At 61.7% G+C, this 22,826-nt stretch carries 26 protein-coding genes, 1 tRNA gene and 1 pseudogene; 15 read left to right on the plus strand and 13 right to left on the minus strand.

The window, feature by feature from the left end:
• Positions 1–118: 118 nt before the first annotated feature.
• Positions 119–994: a DMT family transporter gene (locus ABID19_RS03075; RefSeq protein WP_354487917.1), complete on the plus strand. Its 876-nt coding sequence runs from the start codon at positions 119–121 to the stop codon at positions 992–994.
• A 716-nt stretch (positions 995–1,710) separates the two neighbouring features.
• Here the strand turns inward: ABID19_RS03075 and yghU are convergent.
• Positions 1,711–2,577, minus strand: a complete 867-nt coding sequence (yghU, locus tag ABID19_RS03080; RefSeq protein WP_354487918.1) for a glutathione-dependent disulfide-bond oxidoreductase — start codon at positions 2,575–2,577, stop codon at positions 1,711–1,713.
• Between the two features lie 289 nt (positions 2,578–2,866).
• Between yghU and ABID19_RS03085 the strand changes: the two genes are divergently transcribed.
• Positions 2,867–3,769 carry a S1C family serine protease gene (locus ABID19_RS03085; RefSeq protein ID WP_352937654.1) on the plus strand — a complete coding sequence of 301 codons (903 nt, stop codon included), beginning with the start codon at positions 2,867–2,869 and terminating at the stop codon, positions 3,767–3,769.
• A gap of 22 nt (positions 3,770–3,791) precedes the next feature.
• The gene (locus tag ABID19_RS03090; protein WP_354487920.1) at positions 3,792–4,733 is read left to right on the plus strand and encodes a LysR family transcriptional regulator; all 942 of its coding nucleotides are present in this window, start codon (positions 3,792–3,794) and stop codon (positions 4,731–4,733) included.
• Here the strand turns inward: ABID19_RS03090 and ABID19_RS03095 are convergent.
• From ABID19_RS03095 to ABID19_RS03105, 3 genes are all read right to left on the minus strand, one after another.
• On the minus strand, positions 4,684–5,406 hold the full coding sequence (locus ABID19_RS03095; RefSeq protein WP_354487921.1) for an SDR family oxidoreductase: 723 nt from the start codon (positions 5,404–5,406) through the stop codon (positions 4,684–4,686). The genes ABID19_RS03090 and ABID19_RS03095 overlap by 50 nt on opposite strands.
• A 119-nt stretch (positions 5,407–5,525) precedes the next feature.
• Positions 5,526–6,137, minus strand: a complete 612-nt coding sequence (locus ABID19_RS03100) for a hypothetical protein (protein WP_354487922.1) — start codon at positions 6,135–6,137, stop codon at positions 5,526–5,528.
• Positions 6,138–6,276: 139 nt separating this feature from the next.
• Positions 6,277–7,182, minus strand: a complete 906-nt coding sequence (locus ABID19_RS03105; RefSeq protein WP_354487923.1) for a LysR family transcriptional regulator — start codon at positions 7,180–7,182, stop codon at positions 6,277–6,279.
• A 100-nt stretch (positions 7,183–7,282) separates the two neighbouring features.
• Here ABID19_RS03105 and ABID19_RS03110 point away from each other — a divergent pair, with 100 nt between their 5' ends.
• From ABID19_RS03110 to ABID19_RS03125, 4 genes are all read left to right on the plus strand, one after another.
• Positions 7,283–8,023 carry an SDR family oxidoreductase gene (locus ABID19_RS03110; RefSeq protein WP_354487924.1) on the plus strand — a complete coding sequence of 247 codons (741 nt, stop codon included), beginning with the start codon at positions 7,283–7,285 and terminating at the stop codon, positions 8,021–8,023.
• Between the two features lie 34 nt (positions 8,024–8,057).
• The gene (locus ABID19_RS03115; protein ID WP_354487925.1) at positions 8,058–8,270 is read left to right on the plus strand and encodes a tautomerase family protein; all 213 of its coding nucleotides are present in this window, start codon (positions 8,058–8,060) and stop codon (positions 8,268–8,270) included.
• A gap of 156 nt (positions 8,271–8,426) precedes the next feature.
• Complete coding sequence (locus tag ABID19_RS03120) at positions 8,427–9,026, plus strand: YdeI/OmpD-associated family protein (protein ID WP_354487926.1); 600 nt, start codon at positions 8,427–8,429, stop codon at positions 9,024–9,026.
• A 146-nt stretch (positions 9,027–9,172) separates the two neighbouring features.
• Positions 9,173–11,269 (plus strand): EAL domain-containing protein, encoded by a 2,097-nt coding sequence (locus tag ABID19_RS03125; protein ID WP_354487927.1) that lies wholly within the window; start codon positions 9,173–9,175, stop codon positions 11,267–11,269.
• Position 11,270: 1 nt separating this feature from the next.
• Here the strand turns inward: ABID19_RS03125 and ABID19_RS03130 are convergent, their stop codons facing one another.
• The 6 genes from ABID19_RS03130 to ABID19_RS03155 all read right to left on the minus strand — a co-directional run bounded on the left by ABID19_RS03130 (position 11,271) and on the right by ABID19_RS03155 (position 14,085).
• Positions 11,271–11,456 (minus strand): hypothetical protein, encoded by a 186-nt coding sequence (locus ABID19_RS03130; protein WP_354487928.1) that lies wholly within the window; start codon positions 11,454–11,456, stop codon positions 11,271–11,273.
• Between the two features lie 181 nt (positions 11,457–11,637).
• Positions 11,638–11,793, minus strand: a complete 156-nt coding sequence (locus ABID19_RS03135; protein WP_354487929.1) for a hypothetical protein — start codon at positions 11,791–11,793, stop codon at positions 11,638–11,640.
• Between the two features lie 217 nt (positions 11,794–12,010).
• On the minus strand, positions 12,011–12,193 hold the full coding sequence (locus tag ABID19_RS03140) for a DUF3606 domain-containing protein (protein ID WP_352937666.1): 183 nt from the start codon (positions 12,191–12,193) through the stop codon (positions 12,011–12,013).
• Positions 12,194–12,305: 112 nt separating this feature from the next.
• A tRNA-Gln gene (locus ABID19_RS03145) sits at positions 12,306–12,379 on the minus strand.
• Between the two features lie 140 nt (positions 12,380–12,519).
• Positions 12,520–13,050, minus strand: a complete 531-nt coding sequence (locus tag ABID19_RS03150) for a hypothetical protein (RefSeq protein WP_354487930.1) — start codon at positions 13,048–13,050, stop codon at positions 12,520–12,522.
• Positions 13,051–13,614: 564 nt separating this feature from the next.
• Positions 13,615–14,085 (minus strand): Lrp/AsnC family transcriptional regulator, encoded by a 471-nt coding sequence (locus tag ABID19_RS03155; protein ID WP_354487931.1) that lies wholly within the window; start codon positions 14,083–14,085, stop codon positions 13,615–13,617.
• 160 nt (positions 14,086–14,245) lie between these two features.
• Between ABID19_RS03155 and ABID19_RS03160 the strand changes: the two genes are divergently transcribed.
• Both ABID19_RS03160 and ABID19_RS03165 read left to right on the plus strand, forming a co-directional pair.
• Positions 14,246–14,992 carry a tryptophan 2,3-dioxygenase family protein gene (locus ABID19_RS03160; protein WP_354487932.1) on the plus strand — a complete coding sequence of 249 codons (747 nt, stop codon included), beginning with the start codon at positions 14,246–14,248 and terminating at the stop codon, positions 14,990–14,992.
• A 128-nt stretch (positions 14,993–15,120) separates the two neighbouring features.
• The gene (locus ABID19_RS03165) at positions 15,121–15,555 is read left to right on the plus strand and encodes a DoxX family protein (protein WP_354487934.1); all 435 of its coding nucleotides are present in this window, start codon (positions 15,121–15,123) and stop codon (positions 15,553–15,555) included.
• A gap of 52 nt (positions 15,556–15,607) precedes the next feature.
• Here ABID19_RS03165 and ABID19_RS03170 read toward each other — a convergent pair whose 3' ends face one another.
• Positions 15,608–15,913, minus strand: a complete 306-nt coding sequence (locus tag ABID19_RS03170; protein ID WP_352937673.1) for a hypothetical protein — start codon at positions 15,911–15,913, stop codon at positions 15,608–15,610.
• Positions 15,914–16,473: 560 nt separating this feature from the next.
• Here ABID19_RS03170 and ABID19_RS03175 point away from each other — a divergent pair.
• The 5 genes and pseudogenes from ABID19_RS03175 (at position 16,474) to ABID19_RS03195 (ending at position 20,066) form a co-directional block, all read left to right on the plus strand.
• Positions 16,474–16,899, plus strand: coding sequence for a hypothetical protein (locus tag ABID19_RS03175; protein ID WP_354487935.1), 426 nt, complete (start codon positions 16,474–16,476; stop codon positions 16,897–16,899).
• Positions 16,900–16,903: 4 nt separating this feature from the next.
• Entirely contained in the window at positions 16,904–17,332 is a 429-nt protein-coding gene (locus ABID19_RS03180) for a hypothetical protein (protein ID WP_354487937.1), read from the plus strand.
• Between the two features lie 79 nt (positions 17,333–17,411).
• Complete coding sequence (locus ABID19_RS03185; protein ID WP_435528682.1) at positions 17,412–17,963, plus strand: terminase large subunit domain-containing protein; 552 nt, start codon at positions 17,412–17,414, stop codon at positions 17,961–17,963.
• Between the two features lie 420 nt (positions 17,964–18,383).
• Positions 18,384–19,133, plus strand: a pseudogene (locus ABID19_RS03190) (phage terminase large subunit family protein); the annotation flags it as partial.
• A 78-nt stretch (positions 19,134–19,211) separates the two neighbouring features.
• Positions 19,212–20,066, plus strand: coding sequence for a hypothetical protein (locus ABID19_RS03195; protein WP_354487938.1), 855 nt, complete (start codon positions 19,212–19,214; stop codon positions 20,064–20,066).
• Between the two features lie 82 nt (positions 20,067–20,148).
• Here the strand turns inward: ABID19_RS03195 and ABID19_RS03200 are convergent, their stop codons facing one another.
• Entirely contained in the window at positions 20,149–20,913 is a 765-nt protein-coding gene (locus ABID19_RS03200) for an acyltransferase family protein (RefSeq protein WP_354488290.1), read from the minus strand.
• On the opposite strand from ABID19_RS03200, the gene ABID19_RS03205 reads away from it, so the two are divergent.
• Positions 20,794–22,347, plus strand: coding sequence for a hypothetical protein (locus ABID19_RS03205; RefSeq protein WP_354488311.1), 1,554 nt, complete (start codon positions 20,794–20,796; stop codon positions 22,345–22,347). The two genes, ABID19_RS03200 and ABID19_RS03205, sit on opposite strands and share 120 nt — an antisense overlap.
• Before the next feature lie 34 nt (positions 22,348–22,381).
• On the opposite strand, the gene ABID19_RS03210 is transcribed toward ABID19_RS03205, so the two are convergent.
• The gene (locus ABID19_RS03210; RefSeq protein ID WP_354487940.1) at positions 22,382–22,813 is read right to left on the minus strand and encodes a hypothetical protein; all 432 of its coding nucleotides are present in this window, start codon (positions 22,811–22,813) and stop codon (positions 22,382–22,384) included.
• Positions 22,814–22,826: the final 13 nt, after the last annotated feature.

Here is a 22,826-nt window from a genome sequence, read left to right on the forward strand (position 1 = left end):
ATCCCACCTTGCCCTACCCAACCACCTCTCGCTGCCTCACGACAGCCAAGCCCATTGGCCCTATCTCCGCCGCATGCCGTCGCGCATAGCCCGACGGCAGGGAGGACCAACCGTAGTGATGTCGCCTGTCATCAAGCCTGTTTCCGCACCTCTTCCCGTCGCGGCGCTGCTCGGCGCCATGGTGTCGATCCAGATCGGCGCGGCCTTCGCCAAGGGCCTGTTTCCACTGGTCGGCGCGCAGGGCACGACGGCGCTGCGGCTGGTCGTCGGCGCGCTGATGCTGGCGGCGGTGCTGCGGCCCTGGCGGGTGCGTCCGTCGCGGGCTGTGTGGCCGTGGCTGATCGCGTATGGGGTGACGCTCGCCGCGCTCAACCTTTTGTTCTACGCGGCGCTCAAGACGATCCCGCTCGGCATCGCGGTGGCGCTCGAATTTACCGGCCCGCTTCTAGTCGCGACGCTATCGTCGCGGCGCGGCACCGACTTCGCCTGGGTGGCGCTTGCCATTGCCGGCATCGTTTTGCTGTCGCCGCTGGTCCATTCGCGCCAGGCGCTCGATCCAACCGGCGTGATGCTGGCGCTGGCGGCCGGCGGCTTCTGGGCGCTCTACATCGTGTTCGCGCAGAAGGCGGGCGCCGAATTCGGCGGGCAGGCCACGGCTTACGGCCTGGCAATCGCCGCAGTGCTTGCGCTGCCGTTCGGCGTGGCCGAGGCGGGGCCGGCGCTGGTCGCGCCGTCGATCCTGGCCGGCGCCCTGCTGGTCGGGCTGTTCTCAAGCGCCCTGCCGTTCTGGCTGGAGATGGTGGCGCTGACCAGGATGCCCGCCAGGCTCTACGGCACGCTGACGTGCCTGGAGCCGGCGCTGGGCGCGCTGGCGGGGTTCCTGTTCCTGCACGAGTTCCTGACCGGGCTGCAGTGCCTGGGGATAGCCGCCGTCATAGCCGCTGCCTTCGGCGCCACCGTGACGAACAAGCCGCCGGTGCCTTCGCCCGAATAGGCTTCAACCAAAGATTGTGTCAAGCGTGGGCGCACCTCAGGTCCATTTGCCACTTGCGCAACCCTTGAAAGGGTGAAAACGTTGGTCTGGGTTAAATGGGCAAGGGGGGTCGTCGCGGCTGTTGCAAGCGCCGGGACGGCCTTGGAAGGCGATGAATTTTCCACGGTTCCTGGTGGGGATGACCACCGCGTCATTCGTCGTGGCGCTCTCGACTTTTTTGGCAACAGGTTCAATCTGGAAGGCGCTAGGTTGGACCGTCCTGACCTTGATCGTTCTGCAGGTTGGATATTTTATATTCGTCGTCCGGCTGATCTATAGAGGACGAAAGTCACACAGGTAATCCGCACCCGTCGTCTGGCCGGACCATCGGCATCCGGGCGTGTCGAGATTCAGATCAGGCGGGCTGAATATCCACATGCTTAGATCATAATGTAGCTAAAATAGACAATATGGTCTAAGCCTTTTGAAGCCGGACATGTTCGGTTCTGGAAATGTGCATTGGACGTTCTATTACTTTAGTCAACCAGTATATATTTCCTGATACATATACCAGGGATTGGGCAGCGCGGAAGCCTGTCTGCGGCTCGTGCAATCGCCACTCCAGCAGATAGAGGACCGTTCTTGCCCGACCGGCTCCGGATATCGGCGGTCGAGACGAGGCGGGCGGAAGACGCCGCGATCTCCTGCACGAGGCGGGAGATCGACAGCTTCGCCGCTCACTCTGCCGCCAGCTTGTCCTGCGTCTTGGTGTCGAAATCGCTGGCGTCGTGACGCTCGTGGAGCTGCATCGCCGGTTCGCCAAAGGCGCGGTTGACCATGCGCCCGCGCTGTACGGCCGGTCGCGCATCGATCGCGGCGGCCCAGCGCTGCACGTTCTTATATTCCTGGACCGACAGGAACTCGCCGGAATCATTGTACATGCGCCCGAGCGCCAGCCCGCCATACCACGGCCACACCGCCATGTCGGCGATGGTGTAGTCGGCCCCAGCCAGATATTCAGTCTCGGCCAGGCGCCGATCAAGCACATCAAGCTGGCGCTTGGTCTCCATGGCGAAGCGGTCGATGGCATATTCGATCTTTTCCGGCGCATAGGCGTAGAAATGGCCGAAGCCGCCGCCGAGATAGGGCGCCGAGCCCATCTGCCAGAACAGCCATGACAGGGTTTCGGCGCGCGCCGGCTGCTCGGTCGGCAGGAATTCGCCGAATTTTTCGGCCAGATGCACCAGGATAGAGCCGGATTCGAAGACGCGGATCGGCTTTGGCCCGCTGCGGTCCATCAGCGCCGGGATTTTTGAGTTGGGATTGACCTCGACGAAGCCGCTGCCGAACTGGTCGCCGTCGTTGATCCTGATCAGCCAGGCGTCATATTCGGCGCCTTTGTGGCCGAGCGCCAAGAGTTCCTCCAGCATGATCGTCACCTTGACGCCGTTCGGCGTCGCCAGTGAATACAGCTGCAGCGGATGCTTGCCGACCGGCAGCTCTTTGTCATGCGTCGGGCCGGCGATCGGCCGGTTGATGCTGGCGAAGGCGCCGCCATTCTCCTTGTTCCAGGTCCATACTTTCGGCGGAGTGTATTCGGTCATCTCGGGAGGCCTTGTGTTGGGAAGGGCGTGGGAAGTTCAGCTTGCGCACGAGAGAGGAGCGAGGATGGAGCAGGCTCATCCACACATAGATACAGATAGCGTGGAATACAGGTAGTGCGGGCAGCAGGAAGTTCAACTTGTGTTGAACTATTGTTCGATGCTGGGTGCCGATCCACGTTCTCCCCTTGGGAAGGGGCCACCGATGCCCTTGCGCCTCGTCACATGCGCCATACCTATAGGAGATATCAGGCCGTTGGCGGCCGCCATGCATATTGCCGGGATTGAGAGCATGACCATCGATACAATTTTGCGGTCCATCGTGGCGGTGCGCGCTTCGATCCCCGACGACGCCTTCACTGCCAATGCACTGGGCACGAGCAGGGAAGGCAGCGGCGTGGTCATTCGCGACGACGGGCTGGTGCTCACCATCGGCTATCTCATCACCGAGGCGGAAGAGGTCTGGCTGACCGACCACAACGGGCGTGTGGTTCCCGCGCACGCGCTCGCCTACGACCAGGAGACCGGCTTCGGTCTGGTGCAGGCGCTGGCGCCGCTCGGCCTGCCCGCGGTGGCCCTCGGCGACGCGGCCAGGGCCAAGGCCGGTGATCCCGTCGTGCTGGCCGACGGCATCGGCCAGTCGGTCAGCGCGCACATCGTCACCAAGCAGGAATTCGCCGGCTATTGGGAGTATCTGCTCGACGAGGCGATCTTCACCGCGCCGGCCCATCCGTCATGGGGAGGTGCGGCACTCATCGGGCAGGACGGCAGGCTGCTCGGCATCGGTTCGCTGCGCCTGCAGATGAGCCGCGCCGGCGAGATCGCCGATATCAACATGGTGGTGCCGATCGACCTTCTGCCGCCCATCCTCGACGATCTCCTGACACGCGGCCAAGTTGCCAAGCCACCGCGCCCGTGGCTTGGCGCGTTCTCCGCCGAGAGCAATGGCGAGGTCGTGGTGATGAGTGTTGCCGAAGGCAGCCCGGCCGCCGAAGCCGGCCTGCGCCAGGGCGACATCATCTCAGATGTGCGCGACGGCGAAGTCGACGGGCTCGCCGATTTCTACCGCAAGCTGTGGCAGAACCCGGCGGGCGCCGAGATACCGTTGCGGGTGGTGCGCGACGGCCGCGAAACCTGGCTGCGCGTCAAGTCGGCCGACCGCAACAGCTTTCTCAAGAAACCGCAGCTGCAGTAAAGCAGTCGATACGGGTCACCTGATGCATCCAAGACTGCTCAAGACGTTCCTCGCGGTTGCGCGGTGTCGAAACATCACCCGCGCCGCAGAGGAGATCCACCTCGCGCAATCGAGCGTGAGCGATCAGATTCAGACGCTTGAGAACGAGCTTGGCACGGTGCTGTTCACGCGGTCGAAGCAAGGCCTGCAGCTGACGCCGGCGGGCACCACGCTGATGCCTTATGCGCAAGGTATTCTGATGCTGGCCGAAGAGGCACGGGCGGCTGTGGACGTAACTGCCGGACACACCGCCGGATCGGTGACGATCGGCGCATTGGAGACGATCGCCTCGGCGAAGCTTGCGCGGTGGCTGCCGGATTTCCAGGCCGCCCGTCCCGACATCGAGCTTCGGCTGACGGTCGCGGGCAGCGGCGATCTCATGCGCAAGCTGAAAGATGGCGACATCGACGTCGCCTTCTGCTTCGACAGGGACGGTTTCGACAAGGCCGACGAGCACCTCGCCAAGCGGACGCTATCGGCGGAACCATTGATCCTTATCGTTCCTCCTGGGAAGGCAGCGATGAGAGTCGATCTGACCGCGCTCGGCAGCATGCGCTTCGTCGTCACCGAAGCCGGATGCATCTATCGGCACCTGTTCGACAAGGCTTTTGCCGAGGCAGGCATTGCATCGCCGAGGCTCGCCGCCGAGGTCGGCAGCATCGGCACAATCGCGCGCCTGGTGGCGGCTGGGGCCGGCCTTGGTCTGGTGCCGCGCCTGGCGGTGGTCGAGGCGCTCGATCGTGGCGAGATCATCGAAATGCCCTGGCCGGGTCCGGTTGACACAGCGTCGTTCGCTATGATCTGGCGCCGCAGACGGGTTCAGCCGCCTGCCGTGAAACTGCTGCTGGCGGCGGCGGGCGACAAATTCGCGCCTGTCAGACCAGCCGATGCCCGCCCTCGACATGCAGTGTCGTCCCTGTCGTAAAAGCGTTGCCCATCAAGAAACAGATGGCGTCGGCGATGTCGTCGGGTTGTCCGCTCCGTCCGACCGGCAGGCGCTCGGCCATCGCGTTCAGCGTGTCGTCCTTCTTGTCGCCAGCAACGAAACTCCAGATCGGGGTATCGACCCAGCCAGGCGAGACGGCGTTGACGCGGATGGGCGCCAGCTCGATGGCGAGTGCCCGCACAAGCCCCTCCAGCGCCGCATTGACAGCGGCGACGACCGAGCCTCGCGCCGTCGGTCGGTAGGCTGCGATGCCCGATGTGAAGGTGATCGAGCCCGTGGCTGAGAGCATGGGCGCGCCGTATTTGGCCAGCAGCAGCGGCCCGTAGATTTTGCTTTCAACGACCCTCTGCGCCGCCCTTAGCTCGAGCGCCGGCAACAGCTGATAGGCGCCTTCGATATCGGCTGCGGTGCTGACGATATGGTCGAGCCGGCCGATCCGCCTGAACAGAGCGGCGACCTGGGCCTCGCGGGTGATGTCGACGGCGGCCGTATCCAACGCGGCAGGGTTGGCCAGTTGCTCGCGGGCGCGCTTCAGCCTGTCCTCGTTGCGCCCGGCAATTATGACCTCGGCGCCAGCCTCGAGACACTGCCTTGCCAGCGCCAGACCCATCCCCGAACTGCCGCCGACGACCAGAACTTTCCTGTTTGCCATATCTGCTACCCTTCGCTTCCACAGACGATCACTTCGTCAGGGAAGTCGCAGGTCTGGGCTCGAAGCGGAAACGGAAGAAAACGATAGTGCTATCGGAAAATCCGATGGTGCGGCGTGCCTCACTCGCCGCAGGCGCTGAAGCCCATTCCGGGGCTCCATTCCGAAAAGGCAATGACCTTGCCTTCCACCGCCACGGTCTTCTGCTTTGTGGTGCCATCGGGCTGCATCTTGCTGCTTTTGCCCTTGCCGGTCAAAACATTGTAGTCGCAGTCGCTTGCGACATTGTCCTGAAGGTAATCGTGATAGTCATAGGCAAAACCGGCGACGATGAAGGCATCATTGCGGTATGCGAGCGTCAGCGTCTGGTTGGTTCGTTTACTACCAACCGGCATTGCCGGCAGATCCAGCTTGATCGAGCCGTTCGGCAATGCGGTCAGCCCCGGCTCGGTGTCGGAAGCCTCGTAGCCCGGCCGGTCGTAGCCGTTCCACTCCCCGTAGATCTGCTCACGCACGATGCCGGCAGGTTTTAGAAAATTGGCCTCGCGGTCCCTGAGGAAGAAGTACATGTCCATCGGGTCGCCGGGCTTGGTCTCGACGATCATCACCAGATCGACGGCGCCGTCGCCATTCCAGTCGCCGGTCAGCGCGGTGATGATCTTCTGGGTTTCGATCGGTTCCGCCCGGGCCACGGTCGGCAGCAACAACATCAGGCCGAACAGCATCGCTCGCATGGCAATATATCCCCCAGTTGAAGCCCGCCGCCATGGCCGGTTCTGCCAGGGAAATTCCTACAGTACGACGGGAAGAACCGCCATGGGCGCCGCAGGCGCGAGGACGCGACCTGCTCAAAGTAGCCGGCCCGACGGCTCATCACACCCGGCCCGATTTACCATCCTCGCCAAAAATCCCGATTACCCAGTCGATGAACACCCGCACGCGCGGCGCGAGCTGGCGGTTTTGCGGGTAGAGCGCCGACAGTGGCGTCGGCGACGGCGGATAGTCCGGCAGCACCTCGACCAGCGTGCCGCGCGCGAAATCGCCGGCGAAGCGGTAGTGCGGCGCTTGCACAAGGCCGAAGCCGAGGCGAGCGAGTTCGGCCATCGTGTCGGAGCCGTTGACTGTCACCCGGCTCGGCAGCGTGATGTGACGCAGTTCGCCCCCAACCGTGAATTCGAGCGGCATGACCTCGCCGGTCCGCGACGAGCGGAAGCCGACCATCGCATGGCCGCCGAGATCGTCGGGTGTGGCCGGCACGCCGTGCCTCTCCAGGTAGGCGGGACTGGCGCAGGTGACTTCGCGCAGCGTTGCAACCCTTCGCACGATCATGCCGCTGTCGGCCTGTTCGCCGGAACGCAGCACGCAGTCGACGCCTTCGCGCACCAGGTCGACCAGCCGGTCGCCGTCGCCGATATGCAGATCGATCCTGGGATAGCGGTCGAGGAACTCGGCGAGCCGCGGCAAGATGAAATGGCGAGCCATGAAGCCGTGCACGTCGATCCTGAGCTGCCCTTGCGGCTGCGCCGCCTGGAAGCCAGCCTCGGCATCCTCCACATCGGCCAGGATGGCGAGGCAGCGCTGGTAATAGGCCTGGCCGTCGAGGGTAGGGGTGACGTGGCGCGTGGTGCGCTCGAGCAGCCTGACGCCGAGCCGCGCCTCCAGCTCCTTGATCGCTTCGGTGGCGGTGGATCGCGACAGGCCAAGGTCGGCGGCGGCGGCGGTGAAGCTGCCGCGCTCGATCACACGGGAGAGAAGGCGCATCCGGTCGAGACTGTCCATGTCAATTGTTCGCCATATCCAAATGGTGTTGGCAAGACCCGAACGATTATCCCGGTGAATTTATCACCTACCTTCAGTCGACAAGAATTGGAGATCCGTCATGGCGATACAGAATGGAAGGGCGGCGCTGGTGACCGGCGCCTCGAAGGGCATCGGCGCGGAAATCGCCAGAAGGCTGGCTCGCGACGACTTTTCGGTCGTCGTCAATTACGCCAGAGGCGCTGAAGCCGCCGACAGCGTGGTGCGCGAGATCGAGGCGGCGGGCGGCGTGGCAATCGCAGTCCAGGCGGATGTCGGCGAGCCCACTGGCGTGGCGCGTTTGTTCGACGCTGCCGAGCAAGCCTTCGGCGGGCTCGACGTGCTGGTCAACAATGCCGGGATCATGAAACTTGCGCCGCTCGCTGAGATGGACGACGCAGATTTCGACCGGCAGATCGCGGTGAACCTCGGCGGCGTGTTTCGCGGCATGCGCGAAGGCGCCAGGCGGCTTCGCGACGGCGGCCGTATTGTCAGCTTCTCGTCCAGCGTCGTCGGGCTCTACCAGCCGACCTACGGCGTCTACGCCGCGACCAAGGCCGGCGTCGAGGCGATGACGCATGTGCTGGCCAAGGAACTCGGGCCGCGCGGCATCACCGTCAATGTCGTGGCGCCGGGGCCGGTGGCGACCGAGCTGTTCCTCGGCGGCAAGTCCGAGACGCTCGTCGAGACCATCACCAAGACGATTCCGCTCGGCCGGCTCGGCCAACCAGCCGACATCGCCGGGGTGGTGTCGTTCCTCGCCGGACCGGATGGCGGCTGGATCAACGGCCAGGTGCTGCGCGCCAATGGCGGCACAGTCTGATTTTTCTCCAAACAACCAACAAGGAATTGACGCCATGCCGTTCGCAAATTTCAAGGTGCCCGAGCGCGCTCTGTCCGCCGGGCAGAAGGAAGACCTCATCCATAAGACCACCGCTTTGTTCGTCGAGATGTTCGGCGGAGGCGTGCGGCCCTACACAATGGTGCTGATCGAGGAAGTCGTCGACGGCGGCTACGGCCGCGCCGACGAAGTGTTCACGATTCCTGGGGATTTGCCGGCAGCATCGTGAGCCGTCGGGGACGCTGCCAATCTCCCCCCTCGTGGGGAGATTGGCAGCTTCGCTGTCCCGCCAGTCTTGCAACGGTGGCTCCGTTGCTGCTTCATCAGATGAAGGCGGGGCAGCAAGGAGGAAACCGATGACGCTTGCAAAAAGGCTGGCCCGCTGATGGCGCCGGTTCAGGTCGATCCTGCCAAGGTGCGCGAGTTCAGCGATGCCGAAAGCTTTTACACCTGGCTCGGCCAGCACCACGACACCGAGACAGAGGTCTGGATCAAGATCCACAAGGTCGGTTCGGGGCTGCCTTCGATCACGCCCAAGGAGGCGATCGACGTCGTGCTGTGCTGGGGCTGGATCGATGCCGTGCGCAAGGGGCTCGACGACAAGAGCTATTTGCAGCGCTACACGCCGCGCGGCAGGAAGAGCATCTGGAGCCAGATCAATGTCGACAACGTCGCCCGGCTGATCGAGCAGGGCCGGATGACCGAGCATGGGCTGAAACAGGTGGAGGCGGCGAAGGCCGACGGCCGCTGGGCGCGCGCCTATGGAAGCGGCAAGGACATGAAAATTCCCGGCGATTTGCAGGCCGCCATCGATGCCGAGCCCGAAGCCAAGGCGATGCTGGCAACGCTCAGCGCCCAGAACCGTTTCGCGCTCGCCTTCCGCATCCACAACATGAAGACCGAAGCCGGGCGCAAGAAGAAGATCGCGGCGTTTGTCGAAATGCTGAAGCGCGGCGAGACGATCTACCCGCAAGGGAAGAAGTGAGGGGTTGTGGCCGGGCGGTTGCGGCTGTGGCTGCGATAGGCCGAAGCAAGCCTCCCATGGCTCTTCGCCCACTCCCGTGCGCAGTAACGGTTTCTTCTTTGCTTTTGCCGCACAATGGCCGCGACGGGTCGGGCGAAGTGCAGGGCATGGCCGAAAAGAAGGATCGCAACGGAGAGTTCTGGGAGTTGGCGCTCGAACGCGCGCATCTTGGAGTCTGGGACTGGGATCTCACGAGCGGCGACTGTTTCTACTCGGCAATGTGGTCGCAGATGCTGGGCTATGGCGAGGGTGAGCTTGCCAAGACCAGTGATCTCTGGCTGCAGCTGACGCATCCAGACGATCGCGAGCGGGCGGTGGCCAGCGGCGAACGCCACATTGCCGGCCTGACCGATTCTATCGAGACCGAACTCAGGCTGAAACACAAATCCGGCCACTGGGTGTGGGTTCTCGATCGCGGCGGTGTGGTCGAGCGCGATGCCGAAGGCCGGCCGATCCGACTTATGGGTGTCCAGACCGACATCACCAAGCAGAAGCAAGCGGAAGCAGAGCTCGAACAGGTCAATGCTCGGTTTCGCCTGGCATTGGCCGCCAGCGGCACCGGGATCTGGCATCACGACCTTGCCGCACACAAAAGCTACTGGGACGAGCGCACCCGGGAAATCTTCGGGCTTGTCGCTGACACCGACGAGGTGTCGAGCGACCTCTGGCACAGCTATCTGCATCCGGACGATAGGGACAACGCCGAGCGGGCCCACAAGGTGCCGTTGCAAACCCAGAAGGTCGTGGCCGTGCAATACCGGATCGTCAAGCGGGACGGCGAGGTCCGACATGTCGAATCGCTGATACGCTTCATCGCCGACGCTCAATCGTCAGGCCAGATCCTGGGCACGGTGCGCGATATCACCGAGACGAAGCAACGCGAGCAGGAACTCGCCCATGCGGCCCATCACGACGCCCTGACCGGCCTTTTGAACCGTGCCGCATTCGACCGGCTGCTGGCGCAGCATATCGCAACGGCGCGCCCGCTAGCAGTCTTCTACGTCGATCTCGATTACTTCAAGGCGCTGAACGACTTCGCCGGCCACGCCGCCGGCGACCTGGCGCTCAAGAGTGTCGCCATGGGCATTCTGGGCTGTCTGCCGCCGTCGGCGCATGCCGCGCGCCTTGGCGGCGACGAGTTCGCGCTGCTGGTGCCCGATTGCGATGCGGCGCAAGCCGAGCTTCTGGCTGGCGCCGTCCTCGCGGCAGTTCGTGATGCGGACCTAGGCTCGACGGCGATGTCGCGCAAGCTCGCCGCCAGCATCGGCATCGCCTTTGTCGCCGATCAAAATACTGCGGTGGCCGACGCGCTCGCCTGTGCCGACGACGCCTGCTATGCGGCCAAGGCCGCCGGGCGCAATCGCTTCGCGGTCTTCTCTCCCGAGACGACATCCGGTTCCGGCGGCCTCAATGCAGCGCGGCTGGCGGCCGACACCGTCGATGCCATGGAAGATGGAAGACTGAAACTATTCGGCCAGGAGATCCATCGGCTCGGAAAACCTTGGGAAGAGAGCCGCCAAGTCGAGGTTCTGGCGCGGCTCGTCGGGCGCAATGGACAGCTGATCCCGCCGGGCGAGTTCATCCCGGCGGCGGAGCGGTTCGGCGTTGCCTCGCGACTCGATCGCTGGATCATCAGGACGGCGCTCTCGCTTCATGGGCCGGCGCTGAGGTCAGGGGCGCTCACGCTCGGCTTCAACCTGTCGGCGCAGACGCTGAGCGATCCGCAGCTTTGGGATTTCGTCGACGCCACCATCGACGAGACCGGGGCGCCGCATTCGGGCATCGGCTTCGAGATCACGGAAACCGCTGCGGTCACAAATTTCACTGCTGCCGAACAGTTCGTCCGCAAGGCGCGCGAGCGGCGCTGCCGCGTCAGCCTCGATGATTTCGGGGCGGGCATGAGCTCGTTCGAATATCTCAGGCGCTTTCCCGTCGACGCGATCAAGATCGACGGGTCCTTCATCAAGCATATTGCGGAAAGCCGCTTCGACCGCGAAATCGTCTCGGCCATATCGGGCATCGCCAGAAGCCTCGGCTGCTCCGTGGTGGCGGAGAAGATCGAGGAACAGGCTGCGCTCAACATTCTCAGAGATATGGGTGTTGCCTTCGGCCAGGGATTTCTGCTGCACCGGCCGGAGCCGCTGCAAGCGATCGTTGCACGAGCGAGCGCGCAAGCGGCCCTGCCGGCGGGACGACAAGCGTAGACTAGTTCTTCCGCTTGGCGCCGGATGACGTCGTCGTGCCGGCCCAGCCCTGGGCCTCACGCATGATCTTGAGCGCTTCATCCGGCGTCAGGCCGCACTTGCGGGCAAAATAGGTCGCCTCATAGGCTTCCGCCGAAGAGACCGCGGAAATGCTCGACGGTTCCTGTTTTGACTTCTTCTTCGCCATGCCGGTCCCCCGACTGTGAATCGATTAGTCAGCTAATGTAGCACCTTTGTTTGTCAAGGCAAAATCCTGGGCAAATGGCGAGCGGGCAGGTGGGCGAGATCTGCCTGCCGGGCCAATACGCCATCCGCAGCCAAGGGCAGCGTTTTACGGAGGAAAGTTCATGCTGCTGGCAGCGCTACCATCAGGAGGCCCGGCTCTGCCGGGCATCGACCGAGGCGGCCTCGGAGTCTGTCTCGTTCAAGAGGCTGCATAGCGAAACGGCCTCACCGTGACACAGGCCGATCAGCGCAAGCGCCGAGAACTGGGCCGGAAGATCGAGCCTGGTGTCCCAGATCATCCACCGGCCGGTTGGCTCCATGACACATTCAAAGCGCAGTACACATTCCGGCATCCGACCCCCCAACGATTTCCCGCCTGGGTGGTACCGCGTCAAAGTAAATGAGTTATTGCTTTCTTGAAACCTAGCGTTGAATCCGGTCGACAGCGCCGGCAGGCAGGAACAGGCGGCTTGGTCAACCGGATGATGATGTCCGGATCGACGAAAGCGGATGCGATCAGGCGTTGCGGCTTGCCATATGCGCGTCGAGCTTCTTTCTCGAAGGCCCGTACCTCTTGATGATGGTCGCGGCCTCGCTCGGCGGTATGCCGTATTTTTTCGCAAAAGCCGCAACGTCGTAAGGCTCCTCGCCGGCGGCCGGTTTGCGGTCCTGTTTGGTCTTGGATTTGTCGTCGGCCATGTCGTCCTCCGTCACATCTGGTCGTTATAGGGTGCCTTGGTCCGGCCGACCATCCTTGTGAATTTCAAAAATGTGCCGGCGCGTTGCAGCAGCCTGATCGGCACGGCGCGGCTGGTTCCCGCTCATGGGCTCGAACCACGATTCACGCCTTCAAAGGGCGCTGTCCTACCATTAGACGAAGCGGGAATAGAGGAAGTGGACGCTGTCTAGCACTTTCTCATTCGCGCATGAAGCCGCTTCAGGCGTTCATTCCCGAAAATGCGCGCCCGATCCATAAGCGCGAGAGCTTTCTGGATGTCGGCCAAAGAACTGTCCCGGCCCTGAGCCTAGATCCGGACTATCGCGAGCATCCACGCCAACAGCTCCAGCAGCAATAGAAACAAGGCAAGCTGTAGCGCGACGCGCAGGCGCTGAATGATCCGCCAGTTGCTGGCCATGTCGGTTTTGATGCGGAGCGCAAGCGCGCGGTGCATCACATCCATGGCTGCAGAGGGGTTTTGGGTTCCAGAAGGTTCTTGATCGACAAAATCCTGCAGCAGCTCCTCCGGATCGAAGCGGAACGTAAGATTGTAGTAGGGCCACAACATGATCACGACCAGAAGCCCGATCAGGAAAAGCAGCGCCAGCGCCAGCCAGTCCCACGGCCCCAGCCCATCCAGGAGAGCCCTGCCGCCGAGGAGAGAACTCACGAACGCGGTTGCAAAGATCAGATTGCCCGCCCGGGTATTGAGGCTCTCCACCACGTTCTGCTGGTGTAGGAGACCACGCACCGCCTCCGCATAGACAAAGGCCAGGCGAGGGTCAGGTGCTGCAGCGGGCTGTGAATGCCTTTCGCCCACGGATGAAGGATTGGGCATGAGTGCCGTCCCGCGTTCCAGTATGAACCACGATAAGGACAATGGCAGCTGCCTGTCTACCACCCATCAAGCTGGCGCCCAACAAGGGCCTGCCGGCCTTGACGCCGCAACCCTCTGCCCCAGATTACCCGGCGGAGTTTCAGATATGCGATATGACTGGCAGGGGCCGCCCAGATTCCTGGAACGGCATTTCGGCATTGTTATTGCCATTGGCCTGGTTGCAGGGCTGTCGGTCCTGGCCGTGCTGGGCTATACGCCTTAGCGCCCGGGTTCAGCGCCCAAATCCCCAAATGTAAGCGAAAAATAGCGGTGCGACGCAACCAGACGGGCGCCAGTGCATTTCGATGCATGACAATGTTCCGCCCCGATATTCCCGCAAAATGCTGCGCTTATTGCGGCGGGCGCGACCACGGCTACGAGGACTGCCCGAAACGGAAAGCGGACGCCGCATCGCAGAAGGAGCCGGATTTCGATCCGGCAACAAGCCCGGCACGGCGGATAGACAAGCCCGATAAAACCGCAGCCTGAACCATCCGGCCGATCGGATGAACGGTTGCCAAGCCTCTATCGCTTCTGCGTATGCCCAACGGCGTTGGCGAAAGAAATGCCGCCCTTGATCTCGCGCATGGCCATCGAGGTGATCGTCCGGCGCACGCCGGGCAGGCGGCTGAGCTCGACGCGCAGCATCCTGTCCAGCGCCATCATGTCGACCGTCACGATCTGCAGGAGATAGTCGGCATCGCCCGTCGTGGCGTGGCAGCGCCGGATCAGCGGGTGCGCCTGGACCGCGGCCTCGAAGGCTTCGGAAAGCTCGAAATCGATCGACACCTGGATGAACGCTTCGATGCCGAAGCCGAGCTTGGCCGGGTCGATCCGCGTCGAGTAGCCACGGATGATGCCGGCGTCCTCCAGCGCCTTGACCCGCTTCCAGCACGGCGTCTTGCTTAAGCCGACCTCGTCGGCGAGCGCCGCGTAAGAGATTCGCGCGTCGCGTTCCAGCGCCGCGACGATCTTCCGGTCGAGGGCATCCAGCATAAACCGTTCTCCAGAATCGTTATATGAACCAACTTTCGTCCTTCATTTTATGCCATTTGGGTAACAGAAAGGAACAATGTTCAAGCTAAAAGCGCTTATCCTTCAGGTTCGGACCGAACAGATGCCCTGAGCCGATGGGCCGGGCAAAGGAGCAGCTGCCATGCACAAGCCGGACTATTATGCCCGTATCGAAGCGCCGGAGATGCGCGACTACGGCGTCTACCTCAGGTGCGACAAGCTTCTCGCCTGCCAGAAGCCGCTGGCCGAGATGGTCAATGCCGACGAGCTGCAGTTCCAGATCGTGCACCAGGTCGAGGAGCTGTGGATGAAGCTCATCACCTACACTCTGGTCGACGTCGTCGACTTCCTCGAGCAGCAGAATACGCATCGCATCGTCACGCTGATGGGGCGCGTGCATCGGCTGATGCGCATGATGACGGCACAGCTCGACCTGCTCGAAACCATGTCACCCAAGGAATACCAGGAGATTCGGCTGCAGCTCGGCAATGGCAGCGGCCAGGAATCGCCGGGCTTCAAGCTCCTGCTGCGCATGCCGCCGGACCTGTGGCGAGCCTTCAAGGCGTCCTATCTCGATGGTCGCGGGCTGTCGGCCGAGGATGTCTACGATGCGAGATACGATCATGGCGACAGCTATGTCGTGGCCGAGACGCTGATCGAATTCGACGAGCTGTTCCAGAAATTCCGCGCCAACCACCTCTACCTCATCCATCGCTCGATCGGGCTGGGCTCGAAATCGTTGAAGGGTCGGCCGGTCGAACTGCTCGAGGCCGGTGCCCGCCATCGGTTCTTTCCGGAACTGTGGGATATCCGCTGCGCCATGACCGACCGCTGGGGCAGCCAGTACGGCACAGTGCGGGCACCGATCAGCCACCACGCAGCCGAGTAGTCTGAGCCCAGCACCTGCGGCGGCCGGCCATTTGCGCTGGCCCAGCTAGTATTCTTCGGGGATGATGTCGGGTTTGCGGCTGGTGTATCGTCCTTGGGGCGAAACCCGTCGCAAGCCTGGAGGACATCATGTCGTTGGAAACCGCTCAATCACCCGCTCAAACGCCGTGGCAAACCGCGGCAATCCTCATCGGCCGGCTGATCTTCGCGGCCGTCTTCCTCCTGGCGGTGGTCTTCAAGTTCACCGATATGGGTGCCACCGCGGGCTACATCGCCGCCGCCGGATTTCCGTTCCCGCTGTTTCTGGCCTGGTGCGCGGCGCTGCTCGAAGTGGTGCTGGTCATATGCTTCCTGACCGGCGCTTTCTTCACACCGGCCGCGCTTGTTGCCGCGGTCTACGTCATCTTCCTCGGCTTTGCCTTCCACGGGCCGTCGCACTGGGCCGGCAACCAGGCCGAGTTCGGTTTCTTCGTCGACCATTTCACCTTCCTGGCCGGACTGCTGTTTGCCGCCGTGCATGGGCCTGGCCGCGTGCTGACCTGGAAACCGGGATCGGCCAGCTGATCGAATCTTTGGCTGGCAAGCGGCATTCCGATACGGGGAGGCGATCGCGACGTCACATCTGGTCGTTGTAGGGTTCCTTCATCTGGCCGACCATGCGCGCCAGTTTCGAGAATGACGGCATATCCGCCTCCGGCTGACACTGATTGGCCAGTTCCAGCAGGCGGATCGGGAAGTTGACGGCATCGCGGCTCGACGCCGACATGCCTTCCGACCGCTCCTCGCTGGTCTCGCCGGCTTCGGCCTTGCGCAAGGCGATGTCTATCTCCTCGACCGAGAGCACGCCCTTGCGAACAAGGACCTGGTTGATCGATGCGACGGCCATCAGCAGGCCTTCGAGTTGCAGATTGGCGACATTCATGGCTGGTTGCTCCCATTGGCTAAAGCACGTCGCGTTCCGAGTTTTGGCGACATGCATCAAGCTGCAAACGCGCGAGCGTCTTTTCCGATCCGGCATGGCGGTACCGGGATCGGGCGCTTCGCAGGCTTTCGTGTGCAAATCGCCGGGTTCAGGAATTTTTTCCTTAAATCGACCGATTGACCATTGACATCGTGCCGGCAGCTATGCTATACATTTGGGCATGGTGCTGATTTGCGCCAACGACCCGCCCACCGAGGCGGGTTTTTTGTTTCAAGCCTCTTTCGAACGTTTGCTGCCTGTGCTGCTGATATCAAATGCCGGCGGGACAGCGCCCCCCTCTGTCCTGCCGGACATCTCCCCACAAGGAGGGAGATCGGCTGTCACCTCGGCTTTCGCCAATCCCCGGCATTGCAGGAATAGCGACTGCGCTCTAGCTGCCAATCTCGCCCCAAGTGGGGGAGATGCCCGGCAGGACAGTGGGGGGCGCGAAGGAACGCGGCCGCTCTTTCAAAAGACCGCCAATACACTTCTTCACGTGTGCCACTCGCCAGAGAACCTCCATGTCCAAGCGTTACGCAACCATCATCACCGACGATGACGGCCGCGAGGTCGTCAGCGCCATTGGCCAGTTCGAGGGTACGGCGCCGCAGGGGCGCGCTGGCCATTTCGAGCCCGTTTCGCCCGGCGTGCTGATCGGCATGGTGCGGGGCGGTCCAGTCGATGCGGCCGGTGGCTTTGGTTTCCCCTTGGCGGGCGTCAGCGGCAGTGCCGTGAGCGTCGTCAGGGCGGCGCTCAAAGCCCTGTCAGCGACCGGCAGGGCAAAGTCCGGCAGCATGGCTGTGGCAAAGCCCGGTACCGCGCGCCGGCCGCGGAAGCCAAAAGCAAAGCGCGCCGGCAAGCGGGCGAAATCCCGCACGCGACCCACGCAGGCGGTCAAGAAAACGACGAAGCCCGAGATCGCGGCGATTGCAGGGACTGGGGAGTAGCGGCATGGCGGAGATCTCCGACGATCCGCCGGCTGCGGCGAAATCCACGCCGCAAGCCAGGCCGTCCGCCCGGCCGAAGCGGACGAAAAAGACGCTGGCCGATGGTTTCCTGGAAGCTATCCGTGCCGATTTCCGGGCGCATGGCGCCGGCGTCATCGCCGAGGTTCGCAGTGAAAAGCCCGACCAATATCTGAAGATCGTGCTGTCGGTGCTGCCCAAAGATCTCGGCGCCAACATCAACACTCTGGACGGATTGAGCGATGACGAAATCAGGCAGCGCATCCGCGGCCTCGAAGCCGTCCTCCGGCCGTTCCTCCAACAGCCGGGTCTCGAAAAGCCAAGCCTCGAAGAGCCTGGCCTCGAAAAGCCAGGCCGCGGCAAAGACCGAGTATCTGAGCCTGCTCAGCGAACTGGACCGCAGACGCCGCACTAATCAGCTTGCCGCCTACCGGCCCTATCCAAAACAGGCCGAGTTCCATGCGGCGGGTGCGACCAGCCGCGAGCGGCTGTTCATGGCCGGCAACCAGCTTGGCAAGACAAGGGCCGGCGGTGCCGAATGGGCAATGCACCTGACCGGCCGCTATCCCGAGTGGTGGCAAGGCAAGGTGTTCGACACATCAGTGCGGCTGTGGGCGGCCGGCGTCACCGCCGAGGGCACGCGGGACAACCCGCAGCGCATGCTGATCGGCCCGCCGCAGCAGCCGGCGGCGTGGGGCACCGGCATGATCCCGGCCGATGCCATTGTCAGCACCATCATGGGGCGCGGCGCGCCGCATGGGCTGGACAGCGTCGTGGTCCGCCATGGCGGCGGCGGCGACGTCCAGGCAGACGAATCGGTGCTGTCGTTCAAGAGTTTTGAGAAGGGCCGCGAGAAGTGGCAGGGCGAAACGCTGCACGGCGTCTGGTTCGATGAGGAACCGCCGCTCGACATCTATTCCGAAGGCCTGACCCGCACCAATGCGACGGGCGGCATCACCATCGTCACCTTCACGCCGCTGCTCGGCATGTCGCGGGTGGTGCTGCTGTTTTTGTCGGCGGAGGAGGTGGAAGGAATTGGGCGGTGAGGCAAGTTCAGGAAAGAAGCATTCGCTTCCTCTCATCCGTTGCGTTCCTTCGCGCCCCCCTCTGTCCTGCCGGACATCTCCCCCACTTGGGGCCTGTTGCAATATTCGGAACAAAAGGAATCGAACCGGAATCGGAACAAGAACAGAAAGAATCCAAAACGGGTCGTTTGTTCCCGGTTTTCCCCATTTTGCAACAGCCCCACTTGGGGGGAGATTGGCAGTTCCCCGCGTTCCGCTTGCCTACCAACGTTTGAGATTAGCGAAAGTCAGTGTGACATCCGATCTCCCCCCTCGTGGGGGAGATGTCCGGCAGGACAGAGGGGGGCGCTGTCCCGCCAACGCGAAAAGCTCTCGCCCAAACAACGCGCTACCCACCGCATCTCCCAAAACGATTCAAGCCGCGAGGGCGCATTGATGACCCGTCACGTCACCTTCATGACCATCGAGGATGCCGAGCACTACACGCCGCAGCAGCGCGCCGAGATCATATCAGCCTATCCGGCGCATGAGCGCGAGGCGCGGGCCAAAGGCATTCCGGTGCTGGGCTCCGGCCGCATCTTTCCGGTGGCCGAGGAGCTGATCGCCTGCGAGCCGTTCCGGCTGCCGCGCTATTGGCCGCGGCTTGGCGCGCTGGATTTCGGCTGGGACCATCCGTCGGCCGCGGTCGAGCTTGCCTGGGATACTGAGGCCGATGTCGTCTATGTCACAAAAGCCTGCCGGGCGTCGCAGCAGACGCCGGCGATGCAGGCGCTGACGCTCAAACCCTGGGGCGAATGGCTGCCCTGGGCATGGCCGCGCGACGGCCGCCGCGAGACGCTGGAAGGTGCGGGCGTAGCGCTCGCCCGGCAATATGCGGCGCATGGGCTGAACATGCTTTCCAGCCATGCGCAGTTCGCCGACGGCTCGGTCTCGGTCGAGGCCGGGCTGATGGAAATGCTCGACCGCATGCAATCAGGCCGTTTCAAGGTGTTCTCGACACTTCTGCCCTGGTTCGAGGAATTCCGCCTCTACCACCGCAAGGGCGGCCAGGTGGTGAAGCTGCGCGACGATTTGATGGCGGCGACCCGCTACGGCGTGATGATGCTGAGGGAAGCGATGGTCGATCCGGCGGAGTTCAGGACGGCGCGCAGGCAGGTGGGGCAGAGCGATCCGCTAGGGGCGTTTCGGTGATCTCCTCCAAAACGTCCTCTTCGAACACGTCAACAATCTCCTGGAATTTCATAGGGTAGAAAGGAACGGTAAATCGACATGAAGAAGTTTTTTAATCTGTTGGTTCTAACTGCAATCTGCACGATTGCTGCCACTTTGGTGCCAGTTGCTGCCGTATATGCTCAGAACGCGCCCTACTGGCGAGCAGACTGGGAGGAGGGGCCTTGCACCCAAGCCTCGTGCTACACCGACTGGTCTTTCGTTCAGGCGGAGAATTCCGCGGAAGCTGATCCCAACCTGAACGCAATTGTCAGCGGCTTGGTCTCGACCGGCGCAGGGAATGTATCCTCGCACGGCGGCAACAGCTTCGGAAAGTTCGAAACGACGGTGGCTGCCATCAACGCTGGGAAGCCCCACTCCAAAGTCTACAAAGAGTGGCTGTTTTCAGGCGGCCTGGCCAAGAATGACACTTTCGGACGTCCGCTCCAGGCGGTGTCGCCGTCAGGGATCGATGGAACCTATGTCGCCTGGTTTTTCATTCCGTCCAATTACGAATACGCGGGAAACGGCTGGACGAATATCTTCCAGTTCAAGATGACGGAGCAGTCGCCTTTCAGGCAGGACCCAACGTGGTGGGTCAACCTGACCGACAATCCGACTGATGAGATAGTGATGCTGCATGTGGAAAGTGCGGCGGCCGGAGTACACAATCCGGCTAACGATGTTCCCGCCCCGAAGGGCCGCTGGTTTCAGCTGCGTGCGGATCTCTATGAGGGGGTAGGCATCGATTGGTATCTGGACGGGGTATTTTGGCAATCATCGTCAAACGCAATGTGGCCGGTCGGGCGGGATTCCGACGGATCAGGTACACCTCAGTCATTCGTGTTTGGCGTCGGCCATTATGGCGGAGTTGGCAAACTCTATACGGACGACGCCTACTTCGTTTCAAAGTAGCCACTGGCAAATTGCCGAAGTGCATAAAACAACAAGCTGCTTCGGGTTCCAACCAGGCGGCTAGTGGTGGGGGCGCCGCAACTCATTGCGCCCTCACCTGATAGGCGGAGAGGCTCATCCGCGATATGGCCAAAAGCGGCTTTTCAATAAAACTGTAGCTGGCCAGGGAGACGGCAATGCAGGCGGCGACAACAACTGTGCCTGCAATCCATGGTGATACATTGACGCTTGCAACGACAGGAGCGGTCGCAAGCAGCACGATAGGATGGGTCAGATAGAGAGAGTAGGAAGCATCGCCCAACCTTGCCAGCCCGCGAGGAGCAAAAGCCCGGAAGTAGCTTTCCAGGGTGATGCAACCTGCGACAAGGATCAACGCCGGAATTCCCTGAGCAAGGGTTCGCGGTAAGTTGAAGCCAAGTACCATCACCAGCATGGACACGATACCAAACACGACAGCCGAGGCACCCAGGAAAGCAGGCAAACGCGCCAGTCTGCCGACCAAATGGCCTAGAGCCATGCCGGCAAGGAATTCAAACAGGATTGGCGTGGTATAGAAAAACAGCACAGCGTCGGCGGCGGGTTTGAAGACGATGCGTGCAGCTACGGCGATTGCAAAGACAACGCCGATCGTCGCCATTTGCGTCAGCGTACCAAAACCCATAGTCGCCGCGAACAGAATGTAAAACAGGATTTCCAGATTGAGCGTCCAACCCACGCCAAGTACTGGTTGGACAAAGCCTGTGACAGTATCGAGATAGGGTATGAAAAGCAGGCTATTGGTGATCTGCTCAAGAGAAACTGTACGACCGGCAAACAACCAAAGCGCGGCGATCATGAGGAAGGTCATAACCCAATAGAACGGAACGATGCGGGTGAACCGCTGCATTCGCAGGGATCGCCGATCGGCGGCGCCATGCAAGACCTGGGCGGCGAGCTTTCGGCCGTCGCCGAGCGCTTTCAGCAACGCAAGGAGCAACAGGAGGCGTTCGACGCCGAAATTGCCCGCCGCAAGCTGATGGACCAAATCGCCCAAGCCGAGGCCGATGTGGCAGCCAACGCGGCGCCCGATGGCGCCGGCCCGCACGACGCCATGTACGGCCAAGTCGATCCACGCAACAGCCAAGTGGTGAAGCCCGGCCTGTTCGACACGCTATTCGACGATGCCCTGCCGAAAATACCCAAAAGCCAACGCGCCAATTTCGCCCGGCAGAAGGAAGCGCTGCGCGCGGCGGGTTCCGAGCGCATGGCGGCGCGGCAGATTCAGCACCGCAAGGACTATGAGCGGGCCGAACTGAGCAGGGTTCTTCAAACCAACGTCAACTCCATCGCAAAGGATGATCCCGACGACATCGGCACGTTCGAAACAGCCAGGCAGGATGGGCTCGATTTCATTGCAAAGCTGGATCTCGATTCGCAGAGCAGGTTGAAGCTTGTCAAAGACTGGTTCAGCACCACGGCGAGGGCATCCGTCCAGACATTGATCGCCAAAGACCCGAAGCGGGCCGCTGCGATGCTGGCTCACGAAGTTTCGGTATCCGAAAGCCGCAAGGATTCGGCACAAGACCCGCGTCTACGCGACTTGCAGCCGGGAGAGCTTCAAGAGCTTGTCCGGCAGGCACACGCTGCCACAGCAAGCCAACTGATCGATGCGCGCACTGACATTGACATTGCCTTGCAAAACGCGTCGACGGCGATTGCAAGTGCAGGCACCTATTCCGGCAAGATGCCGGGGCCCGAGGATTTTACCGCCGTCTATGGCACTGAAGAGGGCCGCAAACGATTCCAGGACTTCAGCCGGAAAATTGATGTCGGCCGGCAGGCCTTTGGCATGCGGATCATGCCTACGGATGCGATCCACGCCTTGCTCCGCGATGCCGAGTCCGGCCAGGCAAGCTCGCAAGAAGCAGATCAGGGAAATCACGATTTGCTGGTGGAGGCTGCAAGGCAGAATCTAAGGGCCAGGACCACCGATCCCGGCGGCTATGTCCGCCACGTTTTTTCGACCGTAGATGCGGCCTGGAAAGATGTGTCGAAAGCTGAAGGCTATCAGGGCGCGGTCGTTCGGTCAGTTTCCGCCCAGCAGCAACTTGGTATCGAGGACATCCAGCCATTGCCGAACTCTGTCGCGGAAGACGCCGTTATGTCATTGATCGATAAAGATTCCCAACGCGAATATGCGGTCAATCGCAATCTGTTGGGCGGCATACCTGATCTCGCGCTGCGATTGTCTCTTGTCAAGCAATTGATATACGCGAGTGCTGTGATGATGCTAAAAATATAATATCGTAAACTAAGCTCAATTATGTTGATTTTCTCTAATCATTATCTGAAATTATCAAGAATAGATCCCCATACTTCCTTGGAACCACGTAATCCAAATCTTTCCCAACTAGGTAATATAGATTTATTGTGTGTTTTGCTTTAGTTCTGTCAAGGCGTATGCTATCATCTCCATTTTCAAAAGAGCAACAGCCTAGCAATGACAGGTCTCTGCTAAAATTGTATATGGATAGGCTGTATCCATCTTTGTAATCTATGATGCCAATTTTGAACATTCCTTCAAATGGAGCGTCGCAGTCGCTTTTCTTTTTGCAAATTGCAGATCCACCAAAGTATCTCCCATCACTCATTTTGAGGACGAATTTTATAGAGTAACTGCTGTCTGATGGTTCTTTGCTGAAACTTGGCGCAGCCATGACAGAAATAAGAGCCATGACAGAAATAACAAAGGTCGAGATTGGGCGCATTTTAGGGTCCATC

It is taken from the genome of Mesorhizobium robiniae, from assembly GCF_040545535.1.
GTDB lineage: Bacteria > Pseudomonadota > Alphaproteobacteria > Rhizobiales > Rhizobiaceae > Mesorhizobium > Mesorhizobium robiniae.